Source organism: Candidatus Nitronereus thalassa (genome assembly GCF_032191465.1).
Classification (GTDB): domain Bacteria; phylum Nitrospirota; class Nitrospiria; order Nitrospirales; family UBA8639; genus Nitronereus; species Nitronereus thalassa.
The window spans coordinates 2,963,527-2,976,442 of sequence record NZ_JAQOUE010000001.1; the positions used below are offsets into that span (position 1 = coordinate 2,963,527).

Below are 12,916 nucleotides of genomic sequence, written 5' to 3' on the forward strand. Positions count from 1 at the left end.
CTGTGACCATACCTTCCACACTCACGGTCACTGAACTTACTACCAACATTCGTACGTCTCTTGAGCGCACCTTTTCCGATATTTGGGTTCAGGGAGAGGTCTCTAATCTTCGAGTTCCTTCTTCTGGGCATATGTATTTCACGTTAAAGGACACTAAGAGTCAGATTCGAGCCGTGCTGTTTCGTCGTCCGGCCATGTTGCTCAGATTTGCTTTGGACAATGGTCTCGATGTAATCGTGCGAGGTAGAGTGACAGTCTATGAACCTCGTGGCGATTATCAAATCCTGGTCGATGCGATCGAGCCCTTTGGTGTGGGTGCGTTGCAATTGGCCTATGAACAGCTCAAGGAAAAACTCGGGAAAGAAGGATTATTTGATCCTTCTCGAAAGCAACCACTCCCATTTTTACCGGAACGAGTTGGTATTATCACTTCGCAGACAGGTGCCGCTCTCCGCGATATTCTCACGGTTCTTCACCGTCGCTGCCCAATTATCAGTGTGGTGTTGTATCCAGTGGCTGTGCAAGGTGAGGGAGCGGCAAGCCAAATTGCGGAGGCCATTCGGCGTTGTGATCGACAGGGAGAGGTTGATGTGATGATCGTCGGGCGAGGTGGTGGGTCTTTGGAAGATTTATGGAGTTTTAATGAAGAGTCGGTGGTGCGGGCTATCGCAGAGGCGCGTGTCCCCGTCGTTTCGGCTGTTGGTCATGAAATTGATATCACCTTATCTGATTTTGCCGCTGACTATCGTGCCCCGACGCCCTCGGCGGCTGCCGAGGCGGTTGCGCCGGTTTTGGAAGATTTGCGGGAGGGCATTCAGATCCATAAGGAGCGAATATGGCAAAATATGCAGAATCAACTGCGAGCAATTCGGCATCGAATCCATGCTACCTATCGGGCCCTTCCAGATCCACGCTATATTCTTCAAATGCGTGTACAGAGAGTTGATGATTTGGATCGGCGACTCACTCTGGCCATGAATAATTTGCAACTCACTCGCCGTCCGAAAGTCATGGCTTTGTCTTCGGCCCTAATGCAATCTAGTCCGTTGCAATCAATCCAGCGAACTTCCTTGATCGTTCAGCAATTTAGGGCGCAAATAAACCGGGCGATGCCGGCAATGGTGGCTTCGAAGCGACAACAGTTTCGGGTAGTGGCTGCGTCTTTGCAGACTCTCAATCCTCTGGCCATTCTCTCTCGGGGTTATAGTGTTCTTGAACGACAACCAGGCGGGGAGATTGTCAGGAGTTGTACCCAAGTTCAACCTGGGAATCGAGTTCGAGCGCGTCTGGCCGACGGCGCATTGGATTGTCTTATTGAACAGATTGATCCACCTGCCCATCCTTGACCTCCGGTAGGGGCAGCGTATAATGGAGCCGCCTCTTGAATTCCGTATTGCGGAAAGGGTTGAGTGCCTTGTACAAAGGGAAGGACCTCAGGGTTCGACTGTCAGCGTCAAATAGTTCAAATTTCTAGAATCTCACAGGTTTAATGAATAGAGAGATGAGATGGCCGCAATAAAATTTGAAGATGCCTTAGCGAGGTTAGAGACGATCGTCAATGAGCTGGAGAAGGGAGACCTCCCGTTGAATGACTCGCTAAAAATTTTTGAAGAAGGAATAAAACTGTCTAAAACCTGCCTAAAAGTTTTAAGCGATGCGGAACGAAAAGTTGAAATCATGGTTCAGGAAACCGGCGGGAAAAAGCGCCTCCAAGCCTTTAGCGTTGATGAAGAAGACGCAACATGATTTCAATCGGGCGTTAGCATCCTCCACGTGATTCCAAGCCATTTTTCGCCATTCCCTTGGTAATATGACTCGTGACCCCCATGTTTCCAAGAAGCGCCTTGACAGTATCCTTGTTGATCGTGCGTTTGTGTCCAGTCGGGAGCAGGCCGGGAGGGTGATTCTTGCAGGGTTAGTTACCGTCAATGGGATGATTGTTGACAAGAGAGCCAAACTTGTTGATGAAGGTGCCGCGATCGAAGTGGCCGATCGGTCCTCTTCTTTTGTCAGCAGAGCGGGAGATAAACTGGCTGCGGCAATAGAAGCATTTCATTTACCCTGCCAGGGGCTCATCTCAATGGATATTGGTGCCTCGACTGGTGGGTTTACCGATTGCCTCCTCCGTCATGGCGTCAAACGTGTATATGCCATTGACGTAGGGTATGGACAGTTGGATTGGGGGATTCGAAATGACCCTCGGGTGGTGGTATTGGAACGTTGTAATATCCGGTATCTCCCTGTTGAAAACGTTCCTGAGCCTATTGAGCTGGCAGTCATAGATGTTTCGTTTATTTCGTTAAAATTAGTTTTGCCCTGTGTCCTGAAATTTTTATCCGCCCAGGCCATCGTGATTGCGTTGGTAAAACCTCAGTTTGAAGCTGGGCGAAAACAGGTTGGTCGTGGCGGCATCGTTCGCGATGATACGGTCCGTCATGAAGTTATGGGTAAGGTGCGGTCTACTGCAGAAGCTCTTGGGTTCTTTTACCTTGGACATATTGATTCTCCGGTAGAGGGAAAATCTGGGAACCGGGAAATGTTGCTTGGCTTACGGTGGGGACCTGAGTCCGATCTGGGTTAAAATTTCTTTCTGAATAATAGGGAATAAGTCATACTTTCCTTGGGAGACCTTTCCTCGTATTCTCGATGTCTTTCAAGGAGAGGACAAGATCAATCGAAAGGATGTCCATGAATGTACTAGTCACAGGTGGCGCAGGTTTTATTGGTTCGCATGTGGTGGATCGATTTGTTCAAGAAGGACATCAAGTATCGGTGATCGATAATTTATCGACGGGGAAGCGAAAAAATGTCAATCGGGAAGCCGTGCTCTATAAGGCCGATATTTGCAGTTCCCGTTTAGATAGAATTTTTAAACGAGAGCGGCCTGTGGTGATCGTACATTTGGCGGCGCAAATGAACGTTCGGCGATCCACGGAGGATCCGATGTTTGATGCCAATGTCAATATTCTTGGCACGATCAACCTGTTACAGCTGGCAATCAAATATGGAGTGAGAAAAATGGTTTTTGCATCTTCGGGCGGGGCGGTGTACGGCGAACAGCATCAATTTCCTGCACCTGAATCCCACCCGACTGCCCCTCTTTCACCGTATGGGATTAGCAAATTGTCCTGTGAGCATTACCTTGAATACTTTCGCCATGTGGCAGGCCTTGGATATGCCGCCTTGCGGTTTGGGAATGTCTACGGTCCTCGACAGAATCCTGAAGGCGAAGCGGGAGTAATTGCGATATTTACGCAACAATTATTGAAGGGCCAGCAGTCCCTTATTAATGGAAACGGAATGCAAACTCGTGATTATGTCTATGTTCGAGATGTGGTTGAGGCCGTCATGACGGCCTCGGATCAACATGTGAATGGTATTTATAATGTGGGGACCGGAGTAGAAACGACGGTGAATGACATATTTGCCCGCCTTAAGACTCTCACCCAGGTTGATTCAAAGGAACTGCATGGTCCTGCCAAAAAGGGTGAGCAATTGCGTAGTGTGTTGGACTGCTCGAAACTGACGGAAGACACAGGCTGGGAAGCATCCGTACCCTTAGGCGAAGGACTTACCGAAACCGTAGAGTTTTTTCAGAAAAAGAAGTAAGGCACTCCCTGGAATATGGGAAGTGGACTCATACCATGCTCGGGAAGCTATCGATACCGAGGTACCTCTGGATCAATTTCCAATGACCAGGCGTCAATTCCCCCTACAAGATTCTTTACGTTGCTAAATCCTTGTTGTAAGAGAAATCCCACGGCGTCAGCACTTCGCATGCCGCGATGACAGAGAGCCACAATTTCATCGGCAGGATTTAATTGATCGAGCGAGGTTGGCAGGGTGCCAAGAGGGATGAGGACGGAGCCCTCAATCTTGGCCATAGAATATTCATGGGGTTCCCGTACGTCTAATAGGAATACCTTATCCCCTTTATCTAAACGATCCTTTAATTCACGAACTGATATCGCATAACTCATGGTGAGATCCTCCTTTAGAAAGGCACATGATAGTCGTGCCATTCCTCCCCTGTCAATTCAACTTTCTGGATAGGGGCGTACGAAGAAAACAGTTTTCGTCAGGGGGTAATCATTGAGGGGACAATTGTTAGGCTCTTGCATTCTCGCCAGAGGTTTCGTAGCGTAGGATGCGAAAGTAAGAATAGCCTGTTAATTCCTTTATCATTCCTGCGTTTCACCTGTTGCGATTGGCCATGCCACCTATCATTTCTCTATCGCAAGTTTCCCAGTTTAATGACCAAGAAGTCCAAATTCGTGGATGGGTTCGGCATCGACGCTCTAGTGGGAAAATCCAATTCATCACCCTTCGTGATGGATCCGGTGAGATTCAAGCCGTGTTAAGCAAATCGACTCTTGGGCCTGAGCAATTTGAGTCTGCGGCGCAGCTTGTCCAAGAATCTTCATTAAGTGTGACAGGTAGGCTTCGTGCTGATGCTCGTGCTCCTGGTGGTTATGAATTGGATGTCTCCCAATTTAATATTTTCCACATCGCTGAAACATATCCTATCCAACCGAAGGAGCATGGTGTTGGGTTTTTAATGGATCATCGCCATCTGTGGCTTCGGTCTAGCCGACAACATGCTATTCTTAAGATTCGTCATGAAATTGTAAAAGCCTGTCGAGACTTTTTTGATGATCGTGACTTTGTGTTAATCGATACTCCTATCTTTACTCCCAATGCTTGTGAGGGGACCACTACATTATTTCAAACTCAGTATTTCGAAGAAACAGCGTATTTGGCTCAGAGTGGGCAATTGTACGGGGAGGCGGCAGCAGCGGCCTTTGGAAAAGTGTATTGCTTTGGTCCGACCTTTCGGGCCGAGAAATCCAAAACGCGTCGGCACTTGATGGAGTTTTGGATGGTCGAACCGGAAGTGGCTTTTGCAGAATTGCCAGATGTCATGGAATTGGCCGAAGCTTTTTTGGTCACGATCGTTCAGCGCGTGTTGGAGAAGCGGCAGGAAGAGCTCAAGGTATTGGAACGTGATGTGTCAAAATTGGAGGCCATCATTCCCCCGTTCCCAAGGCTTACGTACCAAGAGGCCATCGAATGTCTTCAAAAATGTGGATCGCCTATCCAACATGGTGGGGATTTTGGGGCTGAGGATGAGACGATGCTATCCAATGAATTTCAGAAACCACTTATCGTGCATCGGTATCCCTCTAGCATTAAGGCATTTTATATGGAGCCAGATCCGCAACGGCCTGATTTGGCTTTGTGCATGGATGTGCTAGCACCAGAGGGGTATGGTGAAATTATTGGTGGGGGGCAGCGGATTCATAATTATCAGGTTTTGGTGTCTCGCCTTAAAGAGCATAAACTTTCCGAAGAGGCGTTTCGGTGGTATTTAGATTTACGTCGGTACGGTTCAGTGCCCCATGCAGGGTTTGGAATGGGTATTGAACGAGCGGTTGCATGGATCTGTGGTCTTGATCATGTCCGGGAGACGATTCCTTTCCCGAGGATGCTTTCACGGTTATATCCATAGATTTACGTAATCTCATAGTTTTTTTCTTTCCCTCCTAGTTTTCAGATTCTCTTATTAAATTTTGGTTTCCCTTCTTGTGGAATTCCTAAAATTTAAAACCACAATATGTCGTGGTCAATGCAGATACCCAATCAATATTTATGCCTTAACTAAGTGATTGATTTTGCTTGACAAGAATAGGAATAGCGCTATACTGGCCATTATGTGGGTAGAAGTGGGAAGGAATGGATGAGTGGTGGAGGTGATCTGGAAATCCATGGTCATGTCCCTGTTTTAGGCGATGAGATTGTCTACTGGTTACAGCCAAAGCCTCATGGATGTTACGTAGATTGTACACTTGGTCTGGGAGGGACTGCACGCCGGATTCTTCAGGCCTGCGGACCTGAGGCCCATCTAATTGCCATTGATCAGGATCCGCATGCGATTGAATCGGCTCGTGAAGCACTCCGCCCACATTTCTCGAATGTTTCATTTTGCCATGGGAACTTTCGAGATCTCAGTTCGATTCTGGATACTCTGGGAATCAGCCAGGTTGACGGGTTCCTTTTTGACCTTGGCATTTCGTCTGCGCAACTCGCTGAACCCGACAGAGGTTTTAGTTTTCAGCATGAGGGGCCTATAGACATGCGAATGGATCCTTCTCAATCTCTTACAGCTGGAGAACTTGTGAACACCTTGCCGGAAGAAGAGTTGGCGAATGTGATTTATGAGTTTGGGGAAGAGAGGCTCTCGCGACGAATTGCCAGGGGAATTGTCCGTCAACGGACATTGTCTCCACTTCGTACCACATCCGAATTGGCATCCGTAATTCAGAAATCTGTACCGCCTGCGTATCGCCATGGTCGGTTGCATCCGGCGACACGAACGTTTCAGGCTCTCCGGATTGCCGTCAACAATGAATTGGCTGCGATTACCCCGGCCTTGCACAATGCTGTGGATCGGCTTGTTCCTGGAGGTCGGGTTTGTGTGATCTCCTTTCACTCATTGGAAGATCGGCTTGTGAAATATACCTTTCGTGCCCTCTCGCAACCCTCTCAAGCAAAGGTAAAGATTCTCACCAAGAAACCTTGTGTGGCATCGTTGGAAGAGCGGAAGAAGAACCCTCGTTCCAGGAGCGCAAAGTTGCGGGTGGTAGAAAAAATTTCAGAGGGGCCAGCGATTCAAGAAAAGGGGCATCCGCAATGAAAATGATGCAATGGGGTTTCCTGATCATTGCGTTGAGTTCCACCTTTCTTTTTTACGTGTGGGGTAAGGCTGATGTCGTGCGGGTTGGTTATGAACTCGATCAATTGTCCAAACAGAAGTTGGCCCTAGAGCAAGAACATGATCGCCTGCAAATTGTCTTTTCGCAATTGACAGCGATGGATCGCATTGCCCAGGAGGCGTCACGTCAGTTGAACATGAGAGCACCAGCCCCCGGTCAGGTCATTCTTGTGGCTGGGGGATTTCACAAGATGCCCGAGCAAAAGACAGAGCCACTTCGGGTCGCACGGCAAGATCTTATTGGGGAGGCACATTAATGCTGTTTGAGGATCAAAGACCTGATGAACATTCATTTTCTGGTAGACGTGCTGTGGTGTGTGTGATGTTTCTCTTTGGGTTTTTGGTCATTTTGCTTCGGCTGTTTGATCTCCATATTTTGCAAGCAGAGACCATGACCAAGAGAGCCAATAATCAGCATCATAAAATGGTGACCCTGGATTCTAACCGTGGTGCGATTTTTGATCGTCAGGGGCGAGCCTTGGCGCTCAATTTGGATGTACCCTCGGTCTATGCTTCTCCGGTGTCTGTGAAAAATCCAAGGTTGGCGGCCAATCGGTTATCCAAAATTCTGGAAGTGCCACGTCGAGAATTGGAGGAGCGTTTGCGGGGCAATCGCGAGTTCGTATGGGTCAAGCGGAAAATTGATTCGGAATATGCGACCCAAGTGGAGGCCCTGTCTATTCCAGGAATCAATATGGTGAAGGAGAAGCGACGGTTTTACCCCAAAGGTACGCTCTTGGCGCATGTTTTGGGGTTCGCAGGGATAGATAGTCAGGGATTGGAAGGACTAGAGGTTGGATACGAACATTATCTTCAAGGCCAAGCTCGAAAAGTGTTGTTGCATCGGGATGCCTTTGGGAGGCTCATTTTTCCCGAGAACCAACAAGAGGGTGATAGTCTTTCTGGAAATACGATTCATCTGACAATAGATGAAGTCATTCAGTTTATGGCTGAGCAGGCGCTGGAGACCGCGGTCGAAAAAACGAATGCGCGTGGTGGCTCAATCATTGTGATGGATCCCAAGACGGGAGGGATTTTAGCCTGGACCCTACGCCCCACGTTCGATCCCAATCATGTGGCTGCCGTGTCGCCGGAACAGTGGAGGAATCGCGCTGTGACGGATCCCTATGAGCCCGGCTCCACCATGAAAATCATGCTGGCGGCGGCAGCGCTAGAAGAAAATTTAATGAAGCCTGACTCCCTGATTTATGCGGGAGATGGCAAGGTCTCCATTAGCGGGACCGTAATTCATGATCACAAGAAGGCTGGTTGGGTGACGTTTCGAGAGGCGATTCAGGAGTCCAGTAACGTGGCGGCAGCAAAAATCGCCTTGGAATTGGGAAAAGATCGTCTGTATCGATATCTTCGGGGATTTGGATTCGGAGAAAAGACTGGAATCGATTTGCCAGGGGAATCGGTAGGAATTTTGAGTAAGACCGAACAATGGAGTGGGCGGACATTACCCTCGATGGCCATGGGACAGGAAATTGCCGTGACGCCGCTTCAGTTGGTGACCGCCGTGGCGGCCATTGCCAATGGTGGGGCCCTTATGAAGCCTTATATTGTAGAGCGTATTCGTACCACCCAAGGGGGAAGCGTATGGACTCGGGAGCCGGAGATTCGTCGGCATCCCATTGGTCCTCAGGCAGCCCAAACCCTCACGACGTTATTGGAAAATGTCGTAGAACAAGGAACCGGAAGCCAAGCGGCGATTCATGGATATCGTGTCGCAGGGAAAACTGGTACGGCACAGAAAGTTGATCCGGAAACAAGAGCCTATTCTTCGAGTAAATCCGTATCGTCATTTGTAGGATTCGCCCCAGCCGAGGATCCTCGCTTTGTCATGTTGGTGGTGATTGATGAACCGCAAGGTCGTGGATGGGGTGGGGCTGTGGCTGCTCCCGTGTTCCGGGAGGTGGGAGCGCAAGTGCTGCGTCATTTGAAAGTTCCTCCTCAACGGACCATTGGAATCCAGGTGGCCGCAGCAGAAAATTTCAGCGCTCCCATGATTGGGGCGGTGTATAGCGAAGAATGACGCTCGCTGATTTGATTATGACACTCGACGTTGTGAGCCAAGAGGGCGATCTCAATGTGGAGGTGGTGAACGTGACGGAAGATTCCCGTCAGGTAAAGCCGGGAACATTTTTTGTGGCAGTCAAAGGAACTCAAGTGGATGGGCATGAGTTCCTCGACCAAGCCTGCGCTCAAGGTGCGACCGGCCTTTTAGTGGAAGCGCCGTTTTCGAAAGCAAAGTTGGCTGCATTTGAAGGGCGGCTGCCCGCCATTGTTGAAGTGACAGATACGCGTACGGCCTTGGGATCGGTGGCGTCGCGGTTTTGGAGTGAACCTTCCTGCGCATTAACCATGATAGGGGTGACTGGGACGAATGGGAAAACCACGGTCACGCATGTGGCCAAAGGATTATTAGAAGCGTCAGCGCGAAAAGTTGGTCTACTTGGTACGGTGGGCTATTTCATTGGGGCAGAACATTTTTCAGCCAGTCATACCACGCCTGGGGCTGTGGCGTTGCAGTCTCTCCTGAGTCAGATGGTGAAAGGAGGGGCGGATACGGCTGTCCTGGAAGTGTCCTCCCATGCGCTAGCGCTGGACCGTGTGGCCGGGTGCGAGTTCGATATCGTGGTCTTTACCAATTTGACGCAAGACCATTTGGATTTTCACCGCGATATGCATGATTACTTCCAGGCTAAGTTGCGTCTCTTTCAGGAATATGTTCTTCCGAAGACAAAATCCTCGCCAAAACGGGCCATTGTGAATATTGATGATGAATGGGGTCAGCGTATTCTTCAGCAATGTGCCGTTCCCGTATGGAGTTACTCTATCCGTCACTCCGCGGATCTTTCCGCGACAGATCTTTCCTTATCTATTGATGGGACAACGTTTACCGCAGTGACTCCCATTGGTTCGTTGCCTATTCACAGTTCATTGGTTGGCGAACATAATGTGTACAATTTATTAGCTGCCATTGGTATCGGTGTGGAATGTGGAATGTCATTGGAAATGATTCAACAAGGTATTAGGACTTTCCGTGCGGTGCCTGGCCGGTTCGAAGTCGTCAGTGAAGGTTACGACATTGCGGTCGTGGTGGACTATGCCCATACGGAAGATGCTTTGGCTCGGCTGTTGGCTGCCGCGCAAGTGCTGAAAAAAGGACGAATCATTACGGTTTTTGGCTGTGGAGGAGATCGTGATCGTGGCAAGCGTCCAAAGATGGGGGCGGTGGCCGTTCAGGGTAGCGATCTTGTGTTCGTGACCTCCGATAATCCCCGAACTGAAGATCCGTCAACCATTATCCAAGATATTGAGCAAGGTATTTTGGCACTCCCTGAATCACAGCGAAGTGACTACCGTCTGATCACTGATCGACGCGTAGCCATTCAGGTGGCCATTCAGGAAGCTGCACCGCACGATATGGTGCTCATCGCAGGAAAGGGGCATGAAGATTATCAAATCATTGGCACCGAGCGTTTCCACTTTGATGATCGAGAAGTGGCAAGAGATGCCTTGGGCAGTCGCGCAAAAACTGGTGAGTGGGCAGGAAAGTAAACGTGGCGTCATTTTCCGCGGAGGAAATCTTGTCGGCGACTGGGGGTAGATTGATGGCGGGGTCGCTGCAAGCCCGAGTCCGTCGAATATGTACGGATTCTCGAAAGGTGCGTGAGGGGGATCTGTTCGTAGCACTACAAGGTGAAACCTTTGATGGTCATCAATTTGTGAAACACGTCGTTGGTTTGGGAGCAAAAGGCGTGATGGTAAGAGAGGCTCACGGAAAGAGGGCGTTGTCTGTGGTAAAAAAGGCCTCATCTTCTTCCGACAGAAATCTTCCGTTTGTGGTGGGTGTTCGTGATACCACCAGAGCCTATCAAGATGTTGCCTCATTTCACCGGAAGCGATTTCAGATTCCTGTGGTGGCCATAACCGGGAGTAACGGAAAAACCACGACGAAAGAAATGGTGGCCAGTACGCTCCGTGAGCGATGGACAATCTTGAAGACGGAAGGAAACTTTAACAATCGATTAGGGGTGCCGCACACGCTGCTTCGACTCACGAAACGTCATCAGGTCGCGGTCGTGGAAATGGGCGTGGATGCGGAAGGGCAAACCAGTAGACTCTGCGAGATCGCTATGCCAACAATTGGAGTGATTACGAATATCGGTCCGGATCACTTAGAGTTTTTTGGCAGTGTGGAGGGTTCTGCACGGGCCAAGGCGGAACTCCTAACGTGGTTGCCTCATGATGGCGCGGTGGTGCTGAATGCCGATGATCACTTTTATAAATTTTTACAATCGCAAGTGCGAAGTCGGGAAATGTCATTTGGTTTGAGCCGGAGTGCTCATGTGTGGGCAAGCCATGTTCAAGCCAAGGGAGCGTGCACAATGTGTCGTGTGCATCTACGAGGGAAAAAGCATTCCCATAATTTGGCGTTGAATGTACATGGCCATCACAATGTTGCAAATGCCATGGCCGCGGTTGCGGTCGGTCGGATTCTTGGGCTGTCCATGAAACACATTGCCTCTGGCCTGGAGAAATTTCGTCCAGCTGCGATGCGTTCTCAAATCAAATCGGTGCATGGTCTGACAATTATCGAAGACTGCTACAATGCCAATCCTGCTTCCATGAAAGCCGCCATTACTTTACTCAAGGAGTTGGGTCGTGGACGCCACACCATGGCCGTGGTGGGTGACATGTTAGAGTTAGGAAAGGGTGCACGGGCAATGCATCGAGACGTGGGAGCATTTATTGCCGATCAAGGGATTTCATCTTTGTTCGTGTGTGGGGATCTGGGAGAGGAAATCGCTCGAGGTGCGAAGCTTCGAGGCATGAAGGCGGCTTCGATATTTCGAGCCGGTACTCCAACCAAGGCGGCTGCTCTTCTGAAAGAGACTGCACATCCAGGTGCTGTGATCTTGCTCAAGGCTTCGAGAGGAATGCAGTTGGAAAAGGTGCTTGAAGGGTTTTCCCTAAAAAAGAACGTCATTAATAAACGTCGTCGTAGAAAGCACGATTAACACATATGCTCTATCTTTGGCTCTATCCACTTCATACGGAATTCGCGATTTTTAATGTTTTTCGGTACCTCAGTTTCCGCATCATTTATGCGGCTGTCACGGCGTTCATCATTGCGTTTGTGTTGGCTCCGCCCATGATTCGAAAACTGCAGGAATTGGGCTTGGGTCAGAAGATCCGGGAAGAAGGACCGAGTAGTCACCTCACCAAAACCGGTACACCGACCATGGGAGGAATTCTCATCATTTTTGCGGTGCTGATTTCCACGTTTCTTTGGGCGGATGTGACCAATCTTTATGTGTGGCTCGTCATGCTTTCTATCGTAGGGTTTGGCCTGGTGGGGTTTGTAGACGACTATGTCAAGATTTTGCGTGGTCGATCCATGGGGCTGAACGCTTGGCAAAAGCTGCTCGCACAAATTGGGGTTGCGTTGGGCATTGGACTGTTCTTTTATTCTTCCCCGGGCTATTCCACGGAATTAAGCGTCCCGTTTTTTAAATCCTTCACCCCGGATTTGGGACCCTTTTACATTCCGTTCGCGATTCTCGTGATTGTGGGATGTTCCAATGCCGTGAACCTTACCGATGGTCTGGATGGTCTTGCAGTAGGGCCGGTGATTGTCGCATCGATTGCCTATTTGGTGGTGTCTTATGCCGCTGGAAACCGGGTGGTCTCTGAATATCTCTTAATCCCTTACATCGAGGGGGCGGGTGAATTGTCGGTGCTCATGGCTGCGGTCTTTGGCTCCAGTTTGGGGTTTCTCTGGTTCAATACGTACCCTGCTTCAGTTTTTATGGGGGATGTCGGCTCGCTCCCGTTGGGCGCGGCCTTGGGCACGGTCGCGGTAGTGAGCAAACATGAGTTGCTCTTGATTCTTGTGGGCGGAGTGTTTGTCATGGAAGCCGTCTCCGTCATTTTTCAAGTGGCCTCATTTAAGTCGCGAGGGAAACGAATTTTTCTCATGGCTCCGCTACATCACCATTTTGAGATGAAGGGGTGGGAGGAGCCCAAGGTCGTGGTGCGGTTATGGATTGTGGCAATTTTGTTGAGTCTGCTGAGTCTCAGCACATTAAAGCTTCGTTAATTGTATGCCATTATCAACAATTGCGTTCGATTCAA

Annotated in this window: 12 protein-coding genes; 11 read left to right on the forward strand and 1 reads right to left on the reverse strand. The window is 49.5% G+C overall.

The genetic code is table 11. The features are described from left to right. Window positions 1–2: 2 nt before the first annotated feature. From xseA to PPG34_RS13315, 4 genes are all read left to right on the forward strand, one after another. Window positions 3–1,346: an exodeoxyribonuclease VII large subunit gene (xseA, locus tag PPG34_RS13300; protein ID WP_313834285.1), complete on the forward strand. Its 1,344-nt coding sequence runs from the start codon at window positions 3–5 to the stop codon at window positions 1,344–1,346. A 160-nt stretch (window positions 1,347–1,506) separates the two neighbouring features. Continuing rightward, complete coding sequence (gene xseB / locus PPG34_RS13305) at window positions 1,507–1,746, forward strand: exodeoxyribonuclease VII small subunit (protein ID WP_313833897.1); 240 nt, start codon at window positions 1,507–1,509, stop codon at window positions 1,744–1,746. A gap of 64 nt (window positions 1,747–1,810) precedes the next feature. Then, a complete protein-coding gene (locus tag PPG34_RS13310) occupies window positions 1,811–2,581 on the forward strand; it encodes a TlyA family RNA methyltransferase (RefSeq protein ID WP_313833898.1) in 771 nt (256 codons plus the stop codon). A gap of 107 nt (window positions 2,582–2,688) precedes the next feature. Beyond that, entirely contained in the window at window positions 2,689–3,609 is a 921-nt protein-coding gene (locus PPG34_RS13315; protein WP_313833899.1) for an NAD-dependent epimerase/dehydratase family protein, read from the forward strand. Window positions 3,610–3,656: 47 nt separating this feature from the next. Here PPG34_RS13315 and PPG34_RS13320 read toward each other — a convergent pair whose 3' ends face one another. Beyond that, window positions 3,657–3,980 carry a rhodanese-like domain-containing protein gene (locus PPG34_RS13320; RefSeq protein WP_313833900.1) on the reverse strand — a complete coding sequence of 108 codons (324 nt, stop codon included), beginning with the start codon at window positions 3,978–3,980 and terminating at the stop codon, window positions 3,657–3,659. A gap of 233 nt (window positions 3,981–4,213) precedes the next feature. On the opposite strand from PPG34_RS13320, the gene asnS reads away from it, so the two are divergent. The 7 genes from asnS (at window position 4,214) to mraY (ending at window position 12,881) form a co-directional block, all read left to right on the forward strand. Then, the gene (asnS, locus tag PPG34_RS13325; protein WP_313833901.1) at window positions 4,214–5,509 is read left to right on the forward strand and encodes an asparagine--tRNA ligase; all 1,296 of its coding nucleotides are present in this window, start codon (window positions 4,214–4,216) and stop codon (window positions 5,507–5,509) included. Window positions 5,510–5,737: 228 nt separating this feature from the next. Further along, window positions 5,738–6,694 (forward strand): 16S rRNA (cytosine(1402)-N(4))-methyltransferase RsmH, encoded by a 957-nt coding sequence (gene rsmH, locus PPG34_RS13330; protein ID WP_313833902.1) that lies wholly within the window; start codon window positions 5,738–5,740, stop codon window positions 6,692–6,694. Further along, a complete protein-coding gene (locus tag PPG34_RS13335) occupies window positions 6,691–7,029 on the forward strand; it encodes a cell division protein FtsL (protein ID WP_313833903.1) in 339 nt (112 codons plus the stop codon). The genes rsmH and PPG34_RS13335 overlap by 4 nt, the downstream gene beginning before the upstream one ends. Next, window positions 7,029–8,807, forward strand: coding sequence for a peptidoglycan D,D-transpeptidase FtsI family protein (locus PPG34_RS13340; protein WP_313833904.1), 1,779 nt, complete (start codon window positions 7,029–7,031; stop codon window positions 8,805–8,807). The genes PPG34_RS13335 and PPG34_RS13340 overlap by 1 nt, the downstream gene beginning before the upstream one ends. Beyond that, the gene (locus PPG34_RS13345) at window positions 8,804–10,336 is read left to right on the forward strand and encodes a UDP-N-acetylmuramoyl-L-alanyl-D-glutamate--2,6-diaminopimelate ligase (protein ID WP_313833905.1); all 1,533 of its coding nucleotides are present in this window, start codon (window positions 8,804–8,806) and stop codon (window positions 10,334–10,336) included. The genes PPG34_RS13340 and PPG34_RS13345 overlap by 4 nt, the downstream gene beginning before the upstream one ends. 2 nt (window positions 10,337–10,338) lie before the next feature. Further along, window positions 10,339–11,799 (forward strand): UDP-N-acetylmuramoyl-tripeptide--D-alanyl-D-alanine ligase, encoded by a 1,461-nt coding sequence (locus PPG34_RS13350; protein WP_313833906.1) that lies wholly within the window; start codon window positions 10,339–10,341, stop codon window positions 11,797–11,799. 5 nt (window positions 11,800–11,804) lie between these two features. Further along, window positions 11,805–12,881, forward strand: coding sequence for a phospho-N-acetylmuramoyl-pentapeptide-transferase (mraY, locus tag PPG34_RS13355; protein ID WP_313833907.1), 1,077 nt, complete (start codon window positions 11,805–11,807; stop codon window positions 12,879–12,881). Window positions 12,882–12,916: the final 35 nt, after the last annotated feature.

Bases quoted from the DNA above. Each gene is read 5' to 3' on its own strand.
- xseB (WP_313833897.1), top strand. From the start codon at position 1,507: ATGGCCGCAATAAAATTTGAAGATGCCTTAGCGAGGTTAGAGACGATC.
- PPG34_RS13310 (WP_313833898.1), top strand. From the start codon at position 1,811: ATGACTCGTGACCCCCATGTTTCCAAGAAGCGCCTTGACAGTATCCTT.
- PPG34_RS13315 (WP_313833899.1), top strand. From the start codon at position 2,689: ATGAATGTACTAGTCACAGGTGGCGCAGGTTTTATTGGTTCGCATGTG.
- PPG34_RS13320 (WP_313833900.1), bottom strand. From the start codon at position 3,980: ATGAGTTATGCGATATCAGTTCGTGAATTAAAGGATCGTTTAGATAAA.
- asnS (WP_313833901.1), top strand. From the start codon at position 4,214: ATGCCACCTATCATTTCTCTATCGCAAGTTTCCCAGTTTAATGACCAA.
- rsmH (WP_313833902.1), top strand. From the start codon at position 5,738: ATGAGTGGTGGAGGTGATCTGGAAATCCATGGTCATGTCCCTGTTTTA.
- PPG34_RS13335 (WP_313833903.1), top strand. From the start codon at position 6,691: ATGAAAATGATGCAATGGGGTTTCCTGATCATTGCGTTGAGTTCCACC.
- PPG34_RS13340 (WP_313833904.1), top strand. From the start codon at position 7,029: ATGCTGTTTGAGGATCAAAGACCTGATGAACATTCATTTTCTGGTAGA.
- PPG34_RS13345 (WP_313833905.1), top strand. From the start codon at position 8,804: ATGACGCTCGCTGATTTGATTATGACACTCGACGTTGTGAGCCAAGAG.
- mraY (WP_313833907.1), top strand. From the start codon at position 11,805: ATGCTCTATCTTTGGCTCTATCCACTTCATACGGAATTCGCGATTTTT.